Consider the following 21,426-nt stretch of genomic DNA (forward strand, 5'->3'; position numbering starts at 1 on the left):
GTCAGGCCGCTTTGGGCGCGTGATGAGGCACGTTCGGGGACGCGTTGGCAGACGCGCCGGCGAGACCGAAGTCTTCGGGGAAATGATCGAGCGCGGACAGCACCGGGAACGGCGTCATGCCGCCCATCGCGCACAGCGAGCCGGACACCATCGTGTCGCACAGATCGCGCAGCAATTGCACCTGGCGCGTGGAGGTATCGCCATTGCGGATCCGGCCGATTACTTCGACGCCGCGCGTCGAGCCGATCCGGCACGGTGTGCATTTGCCGCACGATTCGAGCGCGCAGAAGTGCATGGCGTATTGCGCGAGTTCGGCGAGGTTCGACGTGTCGTCATGCACGACCAGACCGCCGTGGCCGATCACCGCGCCGACCGCGGCGTAGGCCTCGTAGTCCATGGGTATGTCCCACTGGCTTTCGGGCAAATACGTGCCGAGCGGGCCGCCCACCTGTACGGCACGCACCGGCCGTCCGCTGGCCGTGCCGCCGCCGTAGTCGTTCAGCAGTTCGCGCAGCGTCACGCCGAACGCCAGTTCGACGAGACCGCCTTGCTTGACGTTGCCGGCCAGCTGGAACGGCAGCGTGCCGCGCGAACGGCCCATGCCGAAGTCTTTGTAGAACGCCGCGCCGCGCGCGAAGATCAGCGGCACGGTGGCGAGCGTGATGACGTTGTTGATCACGGTCGGCTGACCGTAGAGGCCGACCAGCGCCGGCACCGGCGGCTTCGCGCGGACAATGCCGCGTTTGCCTTCGAGCGATTCGAGCAGCGCGGTTTCCTCGCCGCAGACATAGGCGCCGGCACCCTTCGCGACGAACAGCTCGAAGCGATGCGCCGCCGAGCCGAGCACGCTGTCGCCGAGCCAGCCGGCCGCGCGCGCTTTCTGGATGGCCGCTTCGAGCATCGCGATCGAATGCGGATACTCGCTGCGTACGTAGATGTAGCCGATGGTCGCGCCCGTCACGACGCCCGCGATGATCATCCCTTCGATCAGCATGTACGGGTCGCTTTCCATCACCAGGCGATCGGAGAACGTGCCGGAGTCACCCTCATCCGCATTGCAGACGATGTACTTCTGCGCCGCCTTTGCGCCGCGCACGGTGCGCCATTTGATGCCGGCCGGGAACGCCGCGCCGCCGCGGCCGCGCAGACCGGATTCGATCAGCGCTTCGCAGGCGGCGTCGCCATCGGTTTGCAGCGCGGCGCGCAGGCCGTCGAGACCGCCATGGGCGACGTAGTCGTCGATAGCAAGCGGATCGGTGATGCCGATGCGCGCGAATGTCAGGCGCTGCTGCTTCTTCAGATACGGAATCTCGTCGACCAGACCGACGCGCTGCGCGTGTTCGCCGCCTTGCAGAAAGCCGGCGTCGAACAAGGCGGCGACGTCCTCGGCTTCGACATTGGCGTAGCCGACGCGGCCTTCGGCCGTCGCGACTTCAAGCAGCGGCTCCAGCCACAGCAGACCGCGCGAACCGTTGCGCACCAGTTCGATGTCGATGCCGCGGCGTGCGGCTTCATCACCGATCGCCTGAGCCAATGCGTCGGCGCCGAGCGCCAAGGCCGACGAGTCGCGGGGAACGTAAATGCGCGTCATGCCGTCACCTCCACGCACTTTTCGGCGGCGGCGAGAATCGCGTCGAATTTGTGCGGCGTGACCTTCGCGTGCAAGGTGCCGTTGAGCATCAGCGCCGGTGACAGCGCACATTGACCAAGGCAATACACCGATTCCAGCTCTACCGTCGCACCGGCTTGGTGTTCGGCGTCGAAACGGCAACCGGTGCGCGCTTCGATATGCTGCGCGAGCGCTTCGGTGCCCATGCTGCGACAGGCTTCCGCTCGGCACAGTTGCACCGTGACCGGCGCGGCCGGTTGCGTGCGGAAGTGGTGGTAGTAGGTGATGACGCCATGCACCTCGGCGCGCGACAGGTTCATCGCCTTGGCGAGCGGCGCGACCGTGGCCGGCGGAACGTAGCCGAGTTCGTCCTGAATCGCGTGCAACACCGCGAGCAGCGACAGGCCCGGGCGCGCGTGACGCTGCACGAGTTGATCCGGCGCGACGGCGAGGGAATCGTCCAAGTGGGGGCTCCTCCAAAAGTCATATATGCACTTGTCATTCATAAAGCGTGCACTTATGCTTTGTTTATTCGATATGGGATAGCCGAACAATAGGCGGCTGATACGGCCCGTGCAATAGGAAAGAGTTGAGCATATATGATCAGAATCGAGTGCCAGGCGGAGTTGGTGGTGAAGGGGGCGGACGGCCGCGAGGCCAGCCTGTCGGACGTCGTGCCGCTGCTCGCGCTGGTGGACGAATCCGGCAGCATCGCGCAGGCGGCCACGCTTAAGGGTTTGTCCTACCGTCATGCATGGGGTCTGCTGCGCAGCATCGAAGAGCGTCTGGGCGGTCCGCTGATCGCGAAGGAGCGCGGGCGCGGCTCGGTGCTGTCCGACCTCGGCCAGGCCGTGCTGCGCGCGCAGCGCCTGTGCGGCGAACGGCTCGACGGCAACATGCAGGCGCTCGCCAGCGAAGTGGCGAGCGATCTGAACCGCTGGCTCGCGCCGCCCGCCGACGACGTGCGCATTTACGCATCGCATGGTTACGCGGTGGCGGCGCTCGTCACGTCGCTGGTCGCGCACGATCTGCCGGTCGACATCAAATACCGCGACAGTGCCGACGCCGTCAGCGCACTGGCACGCGGCGAATGCGATCTGGCCGGCTTCCACCTGCCGCGCGGCGAGTTTCGCGCGGCCTGCGCCGATACCTACCGGCGTTGGCTCGATCCGCAGCGCCACGTGCTCGTGCATCTGACGCGGCGCAAGCAGGGGCTCTTTCTCGGCAAGGGCAACCCACGAGGAATCGGCGGTCTGGGCGATCTCGCGCGCGACGACATCCGCTTCGTCAACCGTCAGCCGGGCTCGGGTACGCGCATGTTGCTCGATCTCGCGCTGCGCAAGGTCGGTGTCGATCCGGACCGGGTGAATGGCTATGCGTCGACCGAACTGACGCACTCGGCGATCGCGGCCTTCGTGGCGAGCGGCATGGCGGACGTGGGCTTCGGCGTGGAGCCGGCGGCGCATCACTTCGGGCTCGACTTCATTCCGATCGTCGACGAAGACTATTACTTCGCCTGCGACCGCAGCCGCCTGGAACGCGCGCCGCTCGCGGCGGTAATCGACCTGCTGCGCGGCGCCGCGTTTCGCCATAGCGTCGACCAGCTCGAAGGCTACGACCCGCGCGACTGCGGCACGCTGGTCGACCTCGAAGCCGGGCTCGGCGTGGCGGCGTAAGCAGCCGTAACCTGCTACGTGGGTTCGGCGCTGCGCACAGCGCCGGTTTGCGATACGCTCTGAGCTTCCGTGTTCGCCTCAATCGCGCGAGTCGTCGCGCTCAATCGCTATGAAAGTTCTTCTACACGCATGGGTTGCAGTCGCTGCAACCGGTATGGTTCTCGCCACCGCTCCGGCCGCGTTCGCCCAGAATTCGCCCGGCGTGCCGGGCGGGATCCTGAATGACCAGTTCCGCCTGGCCGAGCATCCGCAAATGCCCTTCGCCGCATCGGCGCCGTCGGACAAGTACCAGTCCAACAAGAAATCGGCTATGCGCAAGCGCGGCGACAACGGCGATCCGAACGGCTGTAACCTGCAGTGTCCTAAAGACGAATAACGCGGGAGCAGGCCTTCCGTTTGGTTTGTCATGCGACGCCGGCTCGATGCCGGCGTTTTTCGTTTGAGCGCGCGGTTCGCCCGGTGCGCTTATCGCGCGGCGTCATTCAGGGCTTGGCGGTGTGCCACATGTCCTTGAAGCCATTTCCCTTTTCATCGCCGGCCTGCTTGTCCGCCGCGTAGCGGTACAGCGGATGGCCCTTGTACGCCCATTGCTGTTTGCCGTCCGCCGCAGGGATCAACGTCCAGTCGCCCGACGGTTTATCCATTGAACCGGCCAGTGCCGCGGGCCAGTAACTCATGCAGCCGCCGGTGCAGGCGCTGACGCCGGGCGTGGTGTCTTTGTCGAAGGTATAGAGCGTCATGCCGTCGGCGTTGACGAAGCGGCCGTCGACCGCTTTGGGCGCCTCGGCGAACGCGCTGTGTTGCAGGGCAAAGAGACTGACAAGGGCGACGCCGAAGAATGTCTTGCGCATGATGTGGACTCCTGGTTTGACCACGTACGGTTTCGAGTTTGTGCAGCGCGGGTCATACCCGTGCTGCCGGTTTGCGTGCGTGCCAGTCTTGAACGGATCAGGGCGGTGATTTATTCCATGCCGTGCGGTGTTTCGGCGTTCGGATATCTGAATGTGAAGATTAATGTTCTGAATTTTCTAACGATGTTGCGGACGTCTCGGGGTAAATTTCTGGCGTTTTTATTTTCTTGGATTATTTAAGTTTTATGGGGGCGGCGACTGGATTGGAATTATCCTAAGCCGGAAACAATATCGCCCCATTGAGAGTCGGATAAATTCGATTGAGGCCTGGGCCGAGTGGGTTTTTGGGGAATTGTGCGCACACATTTGCGTGCTGAGACTGAGGGTATTGAACGAGGGCAGGTTTGTAAAATGAAGCAAAGACTCTTCTACCAAAAAAGTGCGCTGATAACATTTTATTCGCCGCACGAATTCAGTAGTTTTCGTAGGCTAATTTATTGGATTATTCAAAAAGGTAACCCAGATGCAAAAAATCAATCGCAACGAACTGGCTAAATCCGCTGTTGCAGGCGGCTGCTGCAAGTGCAACTCGCAGCCGGTGCAGTCGACGGCTAAGAGCACGCCGGTGCCGGCAGCCCCGCGCTCGTAAGCGTGAATGACGCACTGGGGCGTTTCCTGACGGGAGGGGCGCCCCAGTGTCACGATAGGGGCGTGGAGTTGAAGATGGAATGGAGGCGTGCCGCGTCGGTCGTGCTGGCTTTGCTACGCAACAAATTGGCGTACGCGTGGCGCAGCGCGTGCGGTGCGTTGATGGCTCACCTGCCGCCTTCGGCTATTGAGTCGTGTGCTTCGGTAGTGTGCAAACTCCAGGGTCTTGTCAGTGCACGCAAGCGTTGGCAAGGCATCGCGCGTTTGGAGATCGGGCGAGATGTGCTGCAACTGGCGTCGCTCGATAAGAGTCGTGTCGCCGCGGGACATTTGCGCGAGAAGCTGATCGATCAACGCATTTACTTCGGCCGCTTATCGCGCGGTAGCGAAGCGTGGCCCGACCTGCAGTGCGTCGCCGCGGCACTGGCCTGGACCATCCGCCAGCTTCAGGCCGAGGAGCCAGGGCGTCCAGTCATCGTGTCGCCGTTTCACTACGTGTCGCAATACGCAAACATTTACGTCATCGACGAATTACGTGCACAACTCGGGCTCGAATCGATCGCTGTGGTGTCCGGTGTGCCGCGAGACATGTATGGCAATGATCACGCACTCATCCCTGGCGTCAACGTGCTCTACACCTATGGGGAAGACGACCGCAACGGGCTCGGCCTGCGCGTCGCCCGTGCGCTGAAGCGCAGTGGCGTGGTGGTGCTGTTTGCCGATGTGCCGCCCTTCGCGTTGCATCGCTATCCAATGGAAACCGTCGGCGTTTCCCTGTTCGGCCGCGACGCGCGGATTCACAACGGTGTGTTCCGGCTCGGCGCACCGTTCGGCGCCATGCTTTTGCCGTTTTATTTACGTTTCGAACGCGGGCGCTTCAGTGCCGAACGGTTCGATCCGTTCGCCCTTGCCGCCCCTGGCGCTGTGCAGCAGCTTGCGCGTTGCATCGAAACGGCGGTAACCCACAACTATCCAGACTGGCTGGTCGCCGGACATCCGTCCATGTACGCGTTCGCGCCGGTTCGCTAGATACGTCCGCAGGCGCCGCAGCCACACGGATCGACATAACGCCCGGCCGTATCCGCAGTAATCGAGTTATGGAACCTATCAATCTCCCCGAGTTCAGGGATGTGTCGTGGCGTTGGATTGCGTATGCGACGTCGTCGCTAGTGGCGATCGCGACTGTATTCGCCTTCTTCCACGACGTCGAACTGAAACAGGACGTGCGCGCGGAGATCGTCTCGCCCGCCGAGGTCAAGATTCAGGGGCTGACCGGCCTTGTTTCCGAAATCTACGTCGAGCCGTACGCGCGCGTGGCGCAAGGGGCAGCGCTGTTCCGGCTCGATCGCGATCTCTCGCTGGCGAGCGATGGCCGGCAACGTCCGGCGTTCGACGAACAGATGCGCGACGAACAGATTCGTACGAGCGAAGCCCAATACCGGCAGCGCAAGGCGGATTTGTCCGCGCAACTGGAGGCCGCCCGCGTCGCCGTGCACAGCCGGCGCGCGGAAATCGCGTCGCTCGGCGAGCAACTGGCGCAGAACCGTGAACTATCGGACGAAGCCGGCCGTAAATTGACGCGGCTCGAATCGGTCGCCGACTACGTCACGGCGGACCGGGTCGAGCAGGCGAGGGCCGATACGCACCAGGCGAAAGTCGTGCTGGCGCAGGGCGCCGCGCGGCGTCAGCAACTGGGCGCAGAACTCGGCGCGGCGATCGGCACGCAAACGGGCCTCGGCGCCCAGCTCAACGAGCTGGAGGCGCGCCACGCCCGCGATCTGCAGGACATCCGCGTGCGCTTCGAACAAACCCGCCAGGACGCGACGATTTCCGCACCCAAGGCCGGCGTAGTTACTTTTTCAGGGCTCGTGCCGGGCCGAACGCTCGCACCGGACGACGTCGCGCTCGTCATCTCGACCGGCGAAAAGGGCGGTTTGCGCGCGGCGCTGCGCATCCCTTCGCGCCGGCGTGGTTTCGTCCGCGAAGGGCAGATCGTGCGGCTGAAGTTCGACGCGTTTCCGTATGCGAAATTCGGCAGCTATGAGGCGCGCATCGATTCGATTTCGCGCACTACGGTGCGCCCGGCGATCCCGCGGCCCGGCGCGTCGAAGTCGCCGGGTCCGGACGGCGACTACATGGCGTGGGCCACGTTGAGCGGCGACCAGTTCCACTTCGAGCGGCAACGTTTCGACATTCTGCCCGGCATGGCCGCGACGGCGAGCATCGTGATCGAGCGCCGCACCATCGCCGAATGGGTGCTCGCACCACTGTTCCGCGTGCTACGAGGCTGACCATGCGTGCGATCTATCAGAACGAAGTCGCCGAGTGCGGCTATGCGTGTCTCGCCATGGTCTTGTCGCATCTTGGGCGCGCCACGGAAGTGCGCGAATTGCAGGCGTTCAGGCCGGTGTCGGCCAACGGCCTGACGCTCATGGACCTCTACGACGTGGCCGTCGAATTCGGTCTTGCCGTGCAGGCCTACCGGTTCGACGCCGGCGATCTGCCGCGCGTGAAGCGCGGTTCGATCCTGCATTTCGGCGGCGCGCATTTCGTGGTGTTCGAGAAGTGCGGGCGTGGCTACGTGCAGGTGATCGATCCGGCCAGCGGTCGCCGGCGCATTTCGATGGACACCTTCGTGGCCAACGTGTCCGGTTATCTGCTCGAATGCGCGGCGACGCCGCTCATGCCGCGCATCCGCGACAAGTCGCGCGTGCCCGCCGCGCTCGCTCGGGTGCGCGCACTGAATCCGCAGCTCAGGGCGCAGATCGCCAAGGTGATGTTCGTGGCGCTCGGCAGCCAGTTCGCGATCCTCGCCATGCCGTACCTCGGCAATCTGGTGCTCGACGACGTGGTCGCCGCCGACAACCTCAATCTGCTCAATGTGCTCGTGCTGACGTTCTCGGGCATTTTCGTCGCCGGTGCGTTGAGCCATTACGTCGAAACGTATCTCATCGGACTGCTGCACGGTTTCGTGCAGATGAACATGACCGAGGGCCTGCTGCTGAAGCTGTTGCGCAATCCTGTGCCGTACTTCGAGAAGCGGCACGTCGGCGACCTGTTCGCGCGCGTGAAGGCGCAGGACGAAATCAGTATCTTTACGACACGCACTACCATCGCGCTGTGCATCGACCTGGTGGTCGGCACGTTGGCGCTTGCGCTGATGCTGGTGCAGAGCCGGCAACTCACGGCGATCGCGCTGCTGGTCTTCACGGTCTACGTTGCCGTATCGTTCGCGCTGTTTGCGCGAATGCGCGATACCCACGCGCTCGTGCTGGAAGAGTCGGCCCGTTGCGACGACACGCTGATCGAGACGATACGCGGCGCGTCGCTGATCAAGCTGTCGCAGGGCGAGACGCGGCGCACCGCGATTTTCATGGCCAGATACCGCGCGTATATCGCGGCGCTGGTGCAGAACAGCAAGCTCGGCAGCGCGCGCGACGCGATCCTGAAGCTCGTCAATTACGCCGACATGATCGCGATCACGTGGTTCGCGGCGCGCCTGATGCTCGGCGGCGCGATCTCGGTGGGCGTGTTCTATTCGTTTCTGATCTACAAGTCGCTGCTGTCGGAACGCTTTGCGCGTTCCATCAACGCGGCCTTCGAGTATTTCATGCTCAGCGTGCCGGCGGCGCGGGTCGGCGACATCGTCGACTGTGAAGCGGAGCGCTACACGCCACCCGCCGACACGCACAAAACCGTCGAGGTGCGCCGCTTCGAGCGCATCGACGTGCGCGACGTCACGTTCCGCTATGGCGTGTCGGATCAGCCGGTGCTCAGGCACGCGAATATCGTCATTCGCCGCGGCGACAAGATCGTGATTACCGGGTCATCGGGCAGCGGCAAGTCCACGCTCTTCAAGTTGCTCGCCGCAGCCGAGCCGCTGCAGGATGGCGAAATCACGCTGAACGGCATCGCGTGGCCGAATCTCACCGTCGACGAAATCCGTCGCCATGCCGTGCATATGCGCCAAGGCGATCTGATCCTGCATGGCTCGATTGCGGAGAACGTGTCGCTGTTCGCCGGCAACGCGGACGAAGCCCGCATTCACGCGCTGCTCGACGACGTCGGCCTGCTGCCCGACGTCATGCGTTTGCCGATGCGCACGCGCACGGTAATCAGCGACACCATCGCAAATATTTCCGCCGGGCAGCGCCAGCGTTTGCTGTTGGCGCGCGCGTTGTATCAGGAGCGTGAGCTGCTGTTGCTCGACGAGCCGACGTCGAATCTCGACCCGGCGTCGGTGCGGCAGATCGTGGCCTTGCTGCAGCGCCTCGAGCGGACGGTCGTGGTGATTACGCATGACATGTCGCTCGCGGCGGCGTTCGACACGCGTTACCGGTTGGTCGAAGGGGAGTTGGTGTGCGAGGCGCGCGCTGGCGGGGTGACCCATGACTAGGCGCACGGCGCGGGGCTGGCTCTGGCTGATTGCGTTCGCCGGTGTGGTCCCGGCTCGGCCGGCGGCGGCAGTCGATCTGTCGACCGTTGTCGAGCAGGCGAGCGACCACGACGCGGATCTGGCGGCATTCCGCGCGGGCTCCCGTGCGGCTCAGCAGGCTTTGCCCAAGGCACGCGCCGGCTTCTTGCCGCAAGTCGCGGGCGGCTGGGGACGTGCGTACAACAGTACGGTAATGGACGGTTTTCCGCGCAACACGTACTGGCAGAACGGCTGGAGCGTCACGCTGACGCAGCCGGTGTTCGACTGGAGTCGCTGGACGGTCTACAAGCAGGCCGACGTGATCGCGGCGCGCGGCGCGGTCGAGGTCGCGAGCGCTCAGCAATCGGCCATCGTGCAGGCGGTGCGCGCGTATTTCGACGAGCTTGCCGCTGAAGACGAACTGACGCGTGCCAACGACTACACGGCCGCGCTCGATCTGCATTTCGATCAGTTGCGTCGTAGACAGGCGGCGGGTGAGGCGACCGTGATCGACCTGCGGGAGGCCGAAGCGGCGCGCGAGCAGGCTCGGTTGCAGCAGCAGGACGCGCGTGGCGAGTTGCAGCTTAAGCGGCTCGCCTTGGAGCAGCTTACCGGGCAGCCTTTTGCTGCGTTGTCGCGTCTGTCGGACAACGCGGTCATGCCGAGGCTGGACACTGTCGATGGCGAGGACTGGGCTTTGCAAGCCGAAGCCCACGACTATCAGGTGCAGTTGAAGCAGATCGACCGTCGCCTCTCGGCGTTGGAGGTCGAGAAGGCGCGGGCGAGACATCTGCCGGTCGTGAATCTGTCGGCAAGCCACACGCCGGCCGGCGCGGCGTCCGGCTACTCCCGGCCGACAACGACCACTACCGCCATGTTGTCGATCACGATTCCGCTATTCGAGGGCGGTGAGAGCAATGCCATCGTCGACGAGAAGCTGGCGCTGGAAGACAAGGCGCAGAACGAGTTGCTGGCGGCGCAACGTGTCGCCGGCGCGACGGCGCGTGAAAACTGGTCGCGCTTTCGCGCCGGCCTGGCGCGGGTCGAATCGCTGACACGTTTGATGCGGACCACGCGCGCGGCGCTCGACGCCACGCAGGTCGGGTACAAGGTGGGCAGCCGGACCAGCGCGGATGTGTTGCGCGCATCGGATGCGTTGTATTCGAATCGACGGGATTGGATCCGCGCGCGCTACGCGACGATCGTTGCGTTGCTGCAGCTTAAGGCGGCAACGGCGACGCTGGATTTCGACGAGGTGGGGCGGGTGAATGGGTTGCTGATTGGGGCGGGTAGTGGGGCGGCGAGCGTGGCTGCGGATGGGCTAGCGGATGGGCCTGCAAGTCAGCCGGCGACTGAACCGACGAATGAACCGTTTGCCTATGCAACCGCGAACCGGGCTGCAATCGTCCCCCTTGCCCGGCCGCCCAGCAGCGCTGTGCCAGCGGCTCGGACCGTTCTCGAACGTAGTACCGAGGGATCGACTTTGACTTCAGCTTCAGCCTCAGCCTCAACCTCAGCCTCAGCCTCAGCCTCAGCCTCAGCCTCAGCCTCAGCCTCAGCCTCAGCCTCAGCCTCAGCCTCAGCCTCAGCCTCAGGCGCGGTGAACGCGCTCCAAGCCTGGCGCGCCTCGACGCTAACGGAGCGGTAGACCGGTAGCGTGCAGGTAGCCCTGTTGCGTGGATACGATCGCCGAACGCCGGCAACAAAAAACCCCGAGAGCTTGACGCTGTCGGGGTTTTTCATAAAGCGTGGCACCGGTGAGGTGGACACGATGTCTGGTGGAGGCGGCGGGAATCGAACCCGCGTCCAGAAGCACTCTACGACTAGTTCTACATGTTTAGTTCTGTCATTTGATTTAACCCGAGCGACGCGGACGAACACGCTGCACTAAGGCGATTCACTAGATTTTCGACCCGGATGTCGTGACACCACCAAGGCTTAACTGACGTATATGACCTCTGTCGGTATTGCTACCGGTCTTGCGACTCTAGCCCGTCAGTGAACTAGGCAGAGGACGGCGGCCCTTAGGCTGCCAGTGCGAACGTTTCGTCGTTTGCAGTTACGTTTTTCCCATTGATTAACGAGGTGACGGGTCCTCGACATGCCCTAGCCGCTTCGCAACCCCTGTCGAAACCAGGTCGCCCCCGCGGTTCGTTGCTCAAGACTTCTGAACCAACGTAGATTTTACAATAAATTGACGGCCGCGTCCTGATTCATTGGCAGACACGAAGCGGCGGCCGTGCGCCTTTGTGATTCAACCGATGTCGCGCAGTAGCTTTTGCAATTCCGCCGGCGATTGAACGACGTATTGCGCGTGCCATTGCGTCGGCGGAATGTCGTTGCCGCAGTAGCCGTAGGCGGCGGCTATGGTTTTCATGCCGGCAGCGAAGCCTGCCTGCACGTCGCGCAGGTCGTCGCCGACATAGACGATGCGCTCCGGCACCACGTCGAGCTCACGCGCGGCGTGCAGCAACGGCGCGGGGTGGGGTTTCGAATGAGGCGTCGTGTCGCCGCTGACGACGCAGCCCGCGCGCTCTTCCAGACCGAGCTGAGCGATCAGCGGCTCGGTGAGCCGCGCAACCTTGTTGGTGACGATGCCCCAGCGCACGCCACGGGCGTCGAGTTCGTCCAGCATCTCGGGAATGCCCGGAAACAGCGTGGTTTCGATGCACAAATCCGCCTCGTAGTTGGCGAGGAATTCCTCGCGCATCGACGCAAACTCGTGACTATCGGGACCGATGCCGAACGCCCCGCCTATCAAGCCACGCGCGCCGGCCGAGGCGAGCGGCCGCAGGTCTTCGAGCGGCACCATCTCGAGCCCGCGATCGTGGCGCATCTTGTTGACGGCAGCCGCGAGATCGGGTGCCGTGTCGGCTAGCGTGCCGTCCAGGTCGAACAGGACGGCATGGCAAAGACCCAAGGCATCTTCGTTGTCTTCGCGTTGGGGCAGGGGCGTGGGATCGCTCATTGATGGGTTCGGTCAGGAGGTCTTGGCGCGTCAGACGTCGCGGCGGCAGGCGAGCATGTAGTTCACGCTCGTATCGGCGGACAGCGCGAAATGCTTGCTGAGCGGGTTGTAGACAATACCTTTGATGTCGGCCGTGCGCAGTTCAGCGGCGCGCACGAAACTCGCCAGCTCGGACGGGCGAATAAAGCGCGCGTAGTCGTGCGTGCCCTTGGGCAGCATGCGCGCGATGTACTCGGCGCCGATCACGGCGAACAGGTACGACTTCACGTTGCGGTTGAGCGTGGAGAAGAACACCCAGCCGCCGGGTTTCACCAGCGTCTTGCAGGCTTCGACAATCGCGGACGGCTCTGGCACGTGTTCCAGCATTTCCATGCAGGTGACCACGTCGTATGTGCCCGGTTCGCGGGCGGCGAGCGCCTCGGCGGCGATTTCTTCGTAGTCGACCGTGACGCCGCTTTCAAGGCTGTGCAGATCGGCCACGCCGAGCGCCTGGTGCGACAGGTCGATACCTTTGACGTGCGCGCCAAGGCTCGCCATGGACTCCGACAGAATCCCGCCGCCGCAGCCGATGTCCAGCACCTTCTTGCCCGCGAGATGCGCATGAGCGTCGATCCAGCTCAGACGAATGGGATTGAGTTCGTGCAGCGGCTTGAATTCCGCATTCGGGTCCCACCAACGATGCGCGAGGTCGCTGAATTTCTGCAGTTCGTGGGGATCGGCGTTGGTCATAGCGGAAGCTGCCTCGATGGGAGCGGTGAGCGGGCGCTCGAGGATAAACCCTGAGTATATAGGTCGAGGGACAGGGCGGCAAAATGCCGCGCCATTCTGGGGCGCAATCCCTGCCGTCGTGCCGTGCGGCATCGCTCGCGAATCTGCAAGACGCGTGGATCGGCTCGCGAGAGTCCGCGCCGACACGCGCCGTCGATCTGCGGGAAAACCGGGCATAAAAAAAGCCCCGCCGAAGCGGGGCTTTGATACTGCGGTAACTTGGAGCTTATTGCTTCGAAGTACCGACAACTTCGACTTCCACGCGACGATCCGGTGCGAGGCAGGCGATAAGTTGCTTGCGGTTCTTCTGATTGCAACCGGTCGTGACCGGGTTGCGCTTGCCCTTGCCTTCCGTATAGATACGGTTGGATTCGATGCCCTTGCTGACCAGGTATGCCTTGACAGCTTGAGCACGGCGCAGCGACAGACGATCGTTGTACTTGTCCGAACCGATACGGTCCGTGTAACCCGTTGCAACGACGACTTCCAGGTTCAGCGCGCCGATCTTCGATGCGAGATCGTCCAGCTTTTCCTTACCGCCCGGCTTCAGGATTGCTTTGTCGAAGTCGAACAGTGCGTCAGCTTGATACGTAATCTTTTGGCTCGTGATAGCCGGTGCAGGTGCAACCGGAGCCGGCGGGGTCGGAGCCTGGGCAACCAGGGCGCCATCGCACTTTGCGTTGGCCGTTGCCGGCGTCCAGAATGCATCGCGCCAGCAAAGTTCGTTCGTGCCGTTCATCCACACGTATTCGCCGGTACCATTCACCCAGTTGTCGTTCGTAGCTTGTCGCGACGCCGGCACCGACTGCGCCATGGCGGATGCAGCCATAACTGCGGTAGCTGCAATGAACGCGAGCTTTGAAAGTTTATTCATATTTCTCCTCTCGAAATTGAGATTACCGCAGGTTTACTGCGAGCCTGTTGACGAAGACAAGTCATACATTGCTCGAAGTATAACATCGGTGTAGAACAAAAAAGCGTGCTGTGTAGACTTCGAGCAGTGTCTAACTCTTTGTGCGTTGGCATTTTGCCATATCGTTCCCTTCCCACGATAAAAAAATCTGCCCCCAATCAAATCGCCCTTCAATTGTGGTGCATGCGCAACAGAAGCAATCCGCTGGAGGCTCCGCCAGTCATGGCTGAGCGGCGGATTGCCCCACGCACGAATCGCGCCTGACCGGCGCAAAAGTGGGGAGTCGGGGCGGGCTCTTCGAGCACCCTCTAATAGGTATACGTACCTGAGTCGGGAGCGGATTCGCGGCATGTTAGAATCGCGTGATGCGTTGCGCCTGCAATGCTTACGCCAAGGCGTCGTTTACCCGTCGCGTTGGCACGTAAAAGATACGGATAATGGATCAATTCGCCAAAGAGACTCTGCCAATCTCCCTAGAGGAGGAAATGCGCCGTTCGTATCTCGATTACGCGATGAGCGTGATCGTGGGGCGTGCGCTTCCCGATGTTCGCGATGGCCTGAAGCCGGTACACCGGCGCGTGCTGTACGCGATGCACGAACTGAACAACGACTGGAACCGGGCTTACAAGAAGTCGGCGCGTATTGTCGGCGACGTCATCGGTAAGTACCACCCGCACGGCGACACGGCTGTTTACGACACCATCGTCCGGATGGCGCAGAACTTCTCGCTGCGCTACATGCTGGTGGACGGCCAGGGCAACTTCGGTTCCGTGGACGGCGACAACGCCGCCGCGATGCGATACACCGAAATCCGCATGGCGAAGATCGGCCACGAACTGCTGGCCGACATCGACAAGGAAACGGTCGACTTCACGCCGAATTACGACGGCAGTGAAAACGAGCCGGCTATTCTGCCCGCGCGCATTCCCAATCTGCTGATCAATGGCTCGTCCGGGATCGCGGTCGGCATGGCGACCAACATTCCGCCGCACAATCTCAACGAGGTCGTCGACGCTTGCCAGCATCTGCTTAAAAACCCGGAAGCCACGATCGACGAACTGATCGAGATCATTCCGGCGCCCGATTTCCCGACCGCCGGCATCATCTACGGCGTGGCCGGCGTGCGCGACGGCTATCGTACCGGCCGCGGCCGCGTGCTGATGCGCGCGCTCACGCACTTCGAGGAAATCGATCGCGGTCAGCGCATGGCGATCATCGTCGACGAATTGCCGTACCAGGTGAACAAGCGCTCACTTCTGGAGCGCATTGCCGAACTGGTCAACGAGAAGAAGCTCGAAGGCATTTCCGATATCCGCGACGAGTCCGACAAGAGCGGCATGCGTGTCGTGATCGAGCTCAAGCGCGGTGAAGTGCCGGAAGTCGTGCTCAACAATCTGTACAAGGCGACCCAGCTTCAGGACACCTTCGGCATGAACATGGTCGCGCTGGTCGACGGCCAGCCGAAGCTGCTGAACCTGAAGGAAATGCTGTCGTGCTTCCTGTCGCATCGCCGGGAAGTGCTGACGCGGCGCACTGTATACGAGCTGCGCAAGGCGCGCGAACGCGGTCACGTGCTCGAAGGTCTGGCGGTCGCACTCGCCAATATCGACGAGTTCATCGCGCTCATCAAGGGTGCGCCGACTCCGCCGATCGCCAAGCAGGAATTGATGGCGCGGCCGTGGGATTCGTCGCTGGTGCGTGAGATGTTGTCGCGCGCCGAGTCGGAAAACGCGTCGGCCGGTGGTCGTGAAGCTTACCGTCCTGACGGGTTGAATCCGGCGTTCGGTATGCAGTCCGACGGCCTCTACCGTCTGTCCGACACCCAGGCTCAGGAAATTCTGCAGATGCGTCTGCAGCGCCTGACGGGTCTCGAGCAGGACAAGATCATCGGCGAGTACCGCGAAGTGATGGCGCAAATCGCCGACCTGCTGGACATTCTGGCTCGCCCGGAACGCATTACGGCGATCATCGTCGATGAACTGACGTCGATCAAAGCCGAATTCGGCGATGCGCGCCGCTCGAAGATCGAGATGAACGCGACCGAGCTGAACACCGAAGACCTGATCACGCCGCAGGAAATGGTCGTGACCATGTCGCACGCGGGCTATGTGAAGTCGCAGCCGCTGTCCGAATACAGTGCGCAGAAGCGCGGTGGCCGCGGCAAGCAGGCCACGGCCATGAAGGAAGACGACTGGATCGACACACTGTTCATCGCGAACACGCACGACCACATTCTGTGCTTCTCGAATCGTGGTCGCGTCTACAGCGTGAAAGTCTACGAAGTGCCGCAAGGTTCGCGCAACTCGCGCGGCCGTCCGATCGTCAATATCTTCCCGCTGCAGGAAGGCGAAAAGATTACGGTTGTCTTGCCGGTCAAGGAATTTTCGGCTGACAAATTCGTCTTCATGGGCACGGCGTTAGGAACGGTAAAAAAGACGCCGCTGGAAGCCTTTGGCCGCGTGCTGCGCAAAGGTATTATTGCGGTCGGTCTGGATGAGGGCGATTACCTGATTGGCGCCGCCATTACAGACGGCCAGCACGACGTGATGCTGTTCTCGGATTCGGGCAAGGCGGTTCGCTTCGACGAGAACGACGTGCGTCCAATGGGTCGTGAGGCGCGCGGCGTGCGCGGCATGCAGCTCGAAGATGGCCAGAACGTGATCGCGTTGCTGGTGGCCGGCGACGAGCAGCAGTCGGTGCTCACCGCTACGGAAAACGGTTTTGGCAAGCGCACGCCGATCATCGAGTACACCCGTCACGGGCGCGGAACGAAGGGCATGATTGCGATTCAGACGTCGGAGCGCAACGGCCGCGTCGTCGCCGCAACGCTGGTCGATCAGGAAGCGCAAATCATGCTGATCACCAATACGGGCGTGCTGATTCGCACGCGCGTGTCGGAAATCCGCGAAATGGGCCGTGCAACCCAAGGTGTTACACTCATCAGCCTTGACGAAGGGACCAAGCTTTCAGGTCTGCAACAGGTTGCTGAAGCGGAAGCTGAAGGCGATGTGGAAGGCGACACCGAAGGTCCGGCCGAAGGTGAAAACGGCAGCGACGAGGGTGGGGCAGCCTGATCCGCGTTGGCGGCTTTCAGTCTCAGTGATTGGTTGAAAGCTGCGCAGGGAATAATGGCGTATCGGGCCGATACGTATCCCGCGCAGCGCGCAGTTCAAATTAATTTCTCTTAGGGAGTAATGATGCAAAAACGATTCAAACAACTGATGTTGCTGGCTGCCCTCGTGCCGACCTTTGCCATGGCTCAAGCGCTTCAGAGCCCGGCTCCGGCGGCTCCGGCTGCTGCCGCGGCACCGGTTGATCCGGCCAAGCAGGCTGCCATCAAGGATCTGCTGGACGCAATCGACGCGCAGAAGCTGGTCGGCGCGATCGGCAATAGCGCGCAGATGCAAGCCAAGCAACTGGTTCCGGCCATCCTGTCGGACGCCCTGAGCGAAAACAAGACGATGACGGACAAGCAGAAGCAGGCTTCCGTCCCGACGCTGCAAAAGAATGCCGTGCCGAAGCTGGTTGACGGCGCAGGTCAAGTGTTCGCAACGGACTCGTTCCGTACGGACGCAATGCAAGCTCAGTACGACGCTTACGCGAAGTACTACAGCACGTCGGAAATCAAGGATCTGACCGCGTTCTACAAGAGCCCGACCGGCCGCAAGTTCATCCAGGTGCAAGACCAGGTTGGCCGCGACGTCGTGAATGGCTTGATGCAAAAGTACATGCCGCAATCGATCAAGGCAACGCGTGACCAGGCAGACAAGGAAGTCGCTTCGGTCAAGCCGGCCAAGTAAATCCCACGTCGAAAGGCTGCGCTGAAATCGCGCTAGCCGCTTTCTCGGGCGCGTCTCGTAGGCTTTACGGGGCGCCGGGTTTGGCGGCTTGACGGTGACAATGCGATAATGGCCGTTTGCGCACACGCGCAAACGGCCATTGTCTTTTTGGCGCGAAACGGTCGGCCTATTCGAGTCGGCCAATGCACGCCACAAACCGATGCGATCTGCACCGCGCGGCCCGCTTCACAGTGGCTGCCTTCACGGCGGCCAATTCGCCGAATTTGCGCGATCCTTCTTTTTCGCGCCTGCTTCCAGGATCTCACGATGCGCGTCTTTAATTTCTCCGCCGGCCCCGCAGCCATGCCCGAAGAAGTGCTGCGTCAGGCAGCCGACGAGATGCTCGATTGGCAAGGCAGTGGCATGAGCGTGATGGAAATGAGCCATCGCGGCAAAGAGTTCATGTCGATCCACGAGCAAGCCCTCGTCGACCTGCGCGATCTGCTCGACGTACCGGCAAGCCATCGCATTCTGTTTCTGCAAGGCGGCGGTCTCGGCGAAAACGCGATCGTCCCGATGAACCTGCTCGCCGCGAAACCGCGCGCGGATTTCATCGTGACCGGTTCGTGGTCGCAGAAGTCGTTCAAGGAAGCGCAAAAATACGGCACCGTGCATCTCGCCGCGAGCGGTCAGACGGCGGACGGTTTCACGCGTTCGCCCGCGCGCTCGGAATGGCAGTTGTCGGACGATCCGGCGTACGTGCATCTGTGCACGAACGAGACCATTCACGGCGTCGAGACGTTCGAGATTCCGGACCTCGGCGATATTCCTCTGGTGGCCGATGCCTCGTCGCATATTCTGTCGCGCCCCATGGACATCGCCAAATACGGCGTGCTGTTCGGCGGCGCGCAGAAGAATATCGGCATGGCGGGCGTGACGGTGGTGATCGTGCGCGAAGACATGCTGGATCGCGCGCTGTCGATCTGCCCATCGGCGTTCGAGTGGAAAACCGTCGCCGAAAACAATTCGATGTACAACACGCCGCCCACGTACGCGATCTACATCGCCGGGCTGGTGTTCAAGTGGTTGAAGAAGCAGGGCGGCCTCGTTGAAATGGAAGCGCGCAACCTCGAAAAGTCGAAGCTGTTATACGACGCGATCGATTCCAGCAGCTTCTATCTGAACAAGGTCGAACGTGGCTCGCGCTCGCGAATGAACGTACCGTTCTTCCTCGCCGACGAGTCGCGCAACGATGATTTCCTGGCCGGTGCGAAAGCCCGGGGAATGGTGCAGCTAAAGGGCCACAAGTCCGTCGGCGGCATGCGGGCGTCGATTTATAACGCCGTCCCGCTCGAAGGCGTCAAAGCGCTTGTCGAATACATGAAGGAATTCGAACAGCGCAGCGCCTGAACAGGCAGCATCGAACCGCAGGCGCGCGCATCCTTTCCAGCAGTTACCCGGCAGGGCCGTATTCACGCATGGACGACGAACTCAATACCCGACTCAAACCCCTTCGCGAACGCATCGACGCGCTCGACGCGCAGTTGATCGCGCTTCTCAATCAGCGTGCTGCGGTGGCGCTCGAAGTAGGCGAGGTCAAGAAGCATTTCAACGCACCGGTGTTCCGGCCCGAGCGCGAGCAGCAGGTGATCGCGCGCCTGCAGGACATGAGCGACGGGCCGCTCGCAAGCGAGCACATCAGCGCGATCTGGCGCGAGATCATGGCCGCGAGCCGCGCGCTCGAAAAGACCATCAAGGCCGCGTATCTCGGGCCAGTCGGCACGTATAGCGAGCAGGCCATGCACGAGTACTTCGGTCAGTCGATCGAAGGTCTGCCGTGCCCGTCGATCGACGAAGTGTTTCGCTCGGTCGAAGCCGGCGCCGCCGAATTCGGCGTCGTACCCGTCGAGAATTCGACCGAAGGCGCGGTCTCGCGCACGCTCGATCTGCTGCTGCAAACGCAACTCACGATCGGCGGTGAACTGGCTTTGCCGATTCATCATAATCTGCTGTCGCTGAACGGTGGGTTGACCGGTGTGACGCGCGTATGCGCGCATGCGCAAGCGCTGGCGCAGTGCCAGCGCTGGCTGTCGACGAACGCGCCGCATCTGGAGCGTCAGGCGGTGTCGAGCAACGCCGAGGCGGCGCGCATGGCGGCGGCCGATCCGACCATCGCGGCGATTGCCGGCGATCGCGCGGCGACCCACTACGGTTTGCAAGTCGCTTACGCGTTGATCCAGGACGATCCGCACAATCGCACGCGCTTCGTGATGATCGGCAAGCAGCCGGGCGGTCCGAGCGGGTACGACCAGACGTCGCTGATCGTGTCGGTGGTGAACGAGCCCGGTGCCATGGTCAAGCTACTGGAACCGCTGGCGCGCCATAGCGTGTCCATGACCCGTTTCGAGTCGCGTCCTGCGCGCGTCGGTACGTGGGAGTACTACTTCTACATCGACGTCGAAGGTCATCGCGACGATCCGGGTGTGGCCGCCGCGCTCGCCGAACTCGGCGAGAAGGCCGCGTTTCTGAAGATTCTGGGCTCGTATCCGCGCGCCCGTTGATGGCGCACAGGCTGACACACAGACACATAGGCAGTGCCCAGCGGTACGTGAGGCACGCCGGTCGCAAACTCATTTGCTAATCATCGTTCGGAGATTTTCATGACAGCGTCTTTCGGTCCTTCCTATGTGCGCGCGATTGCCCCTTACGTCGCCGGCAAGCCGATTTCGGAAGTGGCCCGCGAGTTTGGTCTCGACGAAGCGAGCATCGTGAAGCTGGCGTCGAACGAAAACCCGCTGGGCATGCCGGAGTCGGCGCAACACGCTATGGCGCAAGCCGCGAGCGAACTGGGCCGCTATCCGGACGCGAACGCGTTCGAACTGAAGAGCGCGCTGAGTGAGCGTTACGGCGTGCCGGCCGAGTGGATCACGCTCGGCAACGGCAGCAACGACATTCTTGAAATCGCCGCCCATGCGTTTGTGGAGAAAGGCCAGTCGATCATCTACGCGCAGTATTCGTTCGCGGTTTACGCGTTGGCCACGCAAGGGCTCGGCGCACGGGCGATCGTCGTGCCGGCCGTTCGGTACGGGCACGACCTCGACGCGATGCTCGCCGCAATCACCGACGACACGCGCCTGATCTTCGTCGCCAATCCGAACAATCCGACCGGCACGTTTATCGAAGGTCCCAAGCTCGAGGCGTTTCTCGACAAGGTGCCGCGCAGCGTCGCCGTCGTGCTCGACGAGGCATACACCGAATATCTGCCGCAAGAAAAGCGCTACGACTCGATCGCCTGGGTGCGCCGTTATCCGAATCTGCTGGTGTCACGCACCTTTTCGAAGGCGTTTGGCCTCGCCGGCCTGCGCGTGGGCTTCGCGATCGCGCAGCCGGAGTTGACCGATCTGCTGAACCGGCTGCGTCAGCCGTTCAACGTGAACACGCTCGCGCAGGCGGCCGCGATCGCGGCGCTGAACGACACGGCGTTTCTGGAAAAGAGCGCCGCGCTGAACGCGCAAGGCTATCGCCGTCTGACCGAAGCGTTCGACAAACTCTGCCTCGAGTACGTGCCGTCGGACGGCAATTTCGTGCTGGTGCGTGTGGGCAACGACGACTCGGCCGGTAACCGCGTCAACCTGGCGTTACTGAAGCAGGGCGTGATCGTGCGTCCGGTCGGCAACTACGGTTTGCCGCAATGGCTGCGCATCACGATCGGCCTGCCGGAAGAAAACGAAGCATTCATCGCGGCGCTCGAAAAGACGCTCGCCGCCGCCTGATCGGTTCCCGAAAGGGAAACCGGGCGG

General features: G+C 62.5%; 17 protein-coding genes and 1 other RNA gene. 11 read left to right on the forward strand and 7 right to left on the reverse strand.

Going from position 1 to position 21,426, the window contains the following annotated elements; translation table 11 throughout:
- Window position 1: 1 nt before the first annotated feature.
- Together BX591_RS05570 and BX591_RS05575 are read right to left on the reverse strand one after the other, a co-directional pair.
- A complete protein-coding gene (locus BX591_RS05570; RefSeq protein ID WP_111929697.1) occupies window positions 2–1,591 on the reverse strand; it encodes a formate dehydrogenase beta subunit in 1,590 nt (529 codons plus the stop codon).
- Entirely contained in the window at window positions 1,588–2,073 is a 486-nt protein-coding gene (locus BX591_RS05575; RefSeq protein ID WP_111929698.1) for an NAD(P)H-dependent oxidoreductase subunit E, read from the reverse strand. Before BX591_RS05575 ends, BX591_RS05570 begins: the two co-directional genes overlap by 4 nt.
- Window positions 2,074–2,208: 135 nt before the next feature.
- Here BX591_RS05575 and BX591_RS05580 point away from each other — a divergent pair, with 135 nt between their 5' ends.
- The gene (locus BX591_RS05580) at window positions 2,209–3,285 is read left to right on the forward strand and encodes a substrate-binding domain-containing protein (RefSeq protein WP_111929699.1); all 1,077 of its coding nucleotides are present in this window, start codon (window positions 2,209–2,211) and stop codon (window positions 3,283–3,285) included.
- 109 nt (window positions 3,286–3,394) lie between these two features.
- Window positions 3,395–3,661: a hypothetical protein gene (locus tag BX591_RS05585; protein ID WP_111929700.1), complete on the forward strand. Its 267-nt coding sequence runs from the start codon at window positions 3,395–3,397 to the stop codon at window positions 3,659–3,661.
- Between the two features lie 106 nt (window positions 3,662–3,767).
- Here BX591_RS05585 and BX591_RS05590 read toward each other — a convergent pair whose 3' ends face one another.
- Window positions 3,768–4,136, reverse strand: a complete 369-nt coding sequence (locus BX591_RS05590; RefSeq protein ID WP_111929701.1) for a COG4315 family predicted lipoprotein — start codon at window positions 4,134–4,136, stop codon at window positions 3,768–3,770.
- 810 nt (window positions 4,137–4,946) lie between these two features.
- On the opposite strand from BX591_RS05590, the gene BX591_RS05595 reads away from it, so the two are divergent.
- From BX591_RS05595 to BX591_RS05610, 4 genes are all read left to right on the forward strand, one after another.
- Window positions 4,947–5,813 carry a lysophospholipid acyltransferase family protein gene (locus BX591_RS05595; RefSeq protein ID WP_244146841.1) on the forward strand — a complete coding sequence of 289 codons (867 nt, stop codon included), beginning with the start codon at window positions 4,947–4,949 and terminating at the stop codon, window positions 5,811–5,813.
- Window positions 5,814–5,881: 68 nt separating this feature from the next.
- Entirely contained in the window at window positions 5,882–7,075 is a 1,194-nt protein-coding gene (locus tag BX591_RS05600) for a beta-barrel domain-containing protein (RefSeq protein WP_111929703.1), read from the forward strand.
- 2 nt (window positions 7,076–7,077) lie between these two features.
- A complete protein-coding gene (locus BX591_RS05605; protein WP_111929704.1) occupies window positions 7,078–9,180 on the forward strand; it encodes a peptidase domain-containing ABC transporter in 2,103 nt (700 codons plus the stop codon).
- A complete protein-coding gene (locus BX591_RS05610; RefSeq protein WP_176343016.1) occupies window positions 9,173–10,846 on the forward strand; it encodes a TolC family protein in 1,674 nt (557 codons plus the stop codon). The genes BX591_RS05605 and BX591_RS05610 overlap by 8 nt, the downstream gene beginning before the upstream one ends.
- Window positions 10,847–10,974: 128 nt before the next feature.
- On the opposite strand, the gene ssrA is transcribed toward BX591_RS05610, so the two are convergent.
- The 4 genes from ssrA to ompA all read right to left on the reverse strand — a co-directional run bounded on the left by ssrA (window position 10,975) and on the right by ompA (window position 13,808).
- Window positions 10,975–11,344: a transfer-messenger RNA gene (ssrA, locus tag BX591_RS05615) on the reverse strand.
- A 108-nt stretch (window positions 11,345–11,452) separates the two neighbouring features.
- On the reverse strand, window positions 11,453–12,166 hold the full coding sequence (gene gph, locus BX591_RS05620) for a phosphoglycolate phosphatase (RefSeq protein WP_111929705.1): 714 nt from the start codon (window positions 12,164–12,166) through the stop codon (window positions 11,453–11,455).
- A 30-nt stretch (window positions 12,167–12,196) separates the two neighbouring features.
- A complete protein-coding gene (gene ubiG / locus BX591_RS05625) occupies window positions 12,197–12,895 on the reverse strand; it encodes a bifunctional 2-polyprenyl-6-hydroxyphenol methylase/3-demethylubiquinol 3-O-methyltransferase UbiG (protein ID WP_111929706.1) in 699 nt (232 codons plus the stop codon).
- 265 nt (window positions 12,896–13,160) lie between these two features.
- On the reverse strand, window positions 13,161–13,808 hold the full coding sequence (gene ompA, locus BX591_RS05630; RefSeq protein ID WP_007180879.1) for an outer membrane protein OmpA: 648 nt from the start codon (window positions 13,806–13,808) through the stop codon (window positions 13,161–13,163).
- 476 nt (window positions 13,809–14,284) lie between these two features.
- On the opposite strand from ompA, the gene gyrA reads away from it, so the two are divergent.
- The 5 genes from gyrA to hisC all read left to right on the forward strand — a co-directional run bounded on the left by gyrA (window position 14,285) and on the right by hisC (window position 21,399).
- Entirely contained in the window at window positions 14,285–16,921 is a 2,637-nt protein-coding gene (gene gyrA, locus BX591_RS05635) for a DNA gyrase subunit A (RefSeq protein WP_111929707.1), read from the forward strand.
- 123 nt (window positions 16,922–17,044) lie between these two features.
- Entirely contained in the window at window positions 17,045–17,647 is a 603-nt protein-coding gene (locus tag BX591_RS05640; RefSeq protein WP_111929914.1) for a DUF2059 domain-containing protein, read from the forward strand.
- A gap of 306 nt (window positions 17,648–17,953) precedes the next feature.
- Window positions 17,954–19,036, forward strand: coding sequence for a 3-phosphoserine/phosphohydroxythreonine transaminase (serC, locus tag BX591_RS05645; RefSeq protein ID WP_111929708.1), 1,083 nt, complete (start codon window positions 17,954–17,956; stop codon window positions 19,034–19,036).
- A 68-nt stretch (window positions 19,037–19,104) separates the two neighbouring features.
- On the forward strand, window positions 19,105–20,187 hold the full coding sequence (gene pheA / locus BX591_RS05650; RefSeq protein WP_111929709.1) for a prephenate dehydratase: 1,083 nt from the start codon (window positions 19,105–19,107) through the stop codon (window positions 20,185–20,187).
- 99 nt (window positions 20,188–20,286) lie between these two features.
- Complete coding sequence (hisC, locus tag BX591_RS05655) at window positions 20,287–21,399, forward strand: histidinol-phosphate transaminase (RefSeq protein ID WP_111929710.1); 1,113 nt, start codon at window positions 20,287–20,289, stop codon at window positions 21,397–21,399.
- Window positions 21,400–21,426 lie beyond the last annotated feature (27 nt).

The organism is Paraburkholderia bryophila (genome assembly GCF_003269035.1).
GTDB classification, from domain to species: domain Bacteria; phylum Pseudomonadota; class Gammaproteobacteria; order Burkholderiales; family Burkholderiaceae; genus Paraburkholderia; species Paraburkholderia bryophila.

What these genes read in the sequence shown, in the direction of transcription:
- BX591_RS05570 (WP_111929697.1), bottom strand. Translation starts at nt 1,591, where the DNA reads ATGACGCGCATTTACGTTCCCCGCGACTCGTCGGCCTTGGCGCTCGGC.
- BX591_RS05610 (WP_176343016.1), top strand. Translation starts at nt 9,173, where the DNA reads ATGACTAGGCGCACGGCGCGGGGCTGGCTCTGGCTGATTGCGTTCGCC.
- BX591_RS05580 (WP_111929699.1), top strand. Translation starts at nt 2,209, where the DNA reads ATGATCAGAATCGAGTGCCAGGCGGAGTTGGTGGTGAAGGGGGCGGAC.
- gph (WP_111929705.1), bottom strand. Translation starts at nt 12,166, where the DNA reads ATGAGCGATCCCACGCCCCTGCCCCAACGCGAAGACAACGAAGATGCC.
- BX591_RS05600 (WP_111929703.1), top strand. Translation starts at nt 5,882, where the DNA reads ATGGAACCTATCAATCTCCCCGAGTTCAGGGATGTGTCGTGGCGTTGG.
- serC (WP_111929708.1), top strand. Translation starts at nt 17,954, where the DNA reads ATGCGCGTCTTTAATTTCTCCGCCGGCCCCGCAGCCATGCCCGAAGAA.
- BX591_RS05595 (WP_244146841.1), top strand. Translation starts at nt 4,947, where the DNA reads ATGGCTCACCTGCCGCCTTCGGCTATTGAGTCGTGTGCTTCGGTAGTG.
- gyrA (WP_111929707.1), top strand. Translation starts at nt 14,285, where the DNA reads ATGGATCAATTCGCCAAAGAGACTCTGCCAATCTCCCTAGAGGAGGAA.
- pheA (WP_111929709.1), top strand. Translation starts at nt 19,105, where the DNA reads ATGGACGACGAACTCAATACCCGACTCAAACCCCTTCGCGAACGCATC.
- BX591_RS05605 (WP_111929704.1), top strand. Translation starts at nt 7,078, where the DNA reads ATGCGTGCGATCTATCAGAACGAAGTCGCCGAGTGCGGCTATGCGTGT.
- ompA (WP_007180879.1), bottom strand. Translation starts at nt 13,808, where the DNA reads ATGAATAAACTTTCAAAGCTCGCGTTCATTGCAGCTACCGCAGTTATG.
- ubiG (WP_111929706.1), bottom strand. Translation starts at nt 12,895, where the DNA reads ATGACCAACGCCGATCCCCACGAACTGCAGAAATTCAGCGACCTCGCG.
- BX591_RS05590 (WP_111929701.1), bottom strand. Translation starts at nt 4,136, where the DNA reads ATGCGCAAGACATTCTTCGGCGTCGCCCTTGTCAGTCTCTTTGCCCTG.
- hisC (WP_111929710.1), top strand. Translation starts at nt 20,287, where the DNA reads ATGACAGCGTCTTTCGGTCCTTCCTATGTGCGCGCGATTGCCCCTTAC.
- BX591_RS05640 (WP_111929914.1), top strand. Translation starts at nt 17,045, where the DNA reads ATGCAAAAACGATTCAAACAACTGATGTTGCTGGCTGCCCTCGTGCCG.
- BX591_RS05585 (WP_111929700.1), top strand. Translation starts at nt 3,395, where the DNA reads ATGAAAGTTCTTCTACACGCATGGGTTGCAGTCGCTGCAACCGGTATG.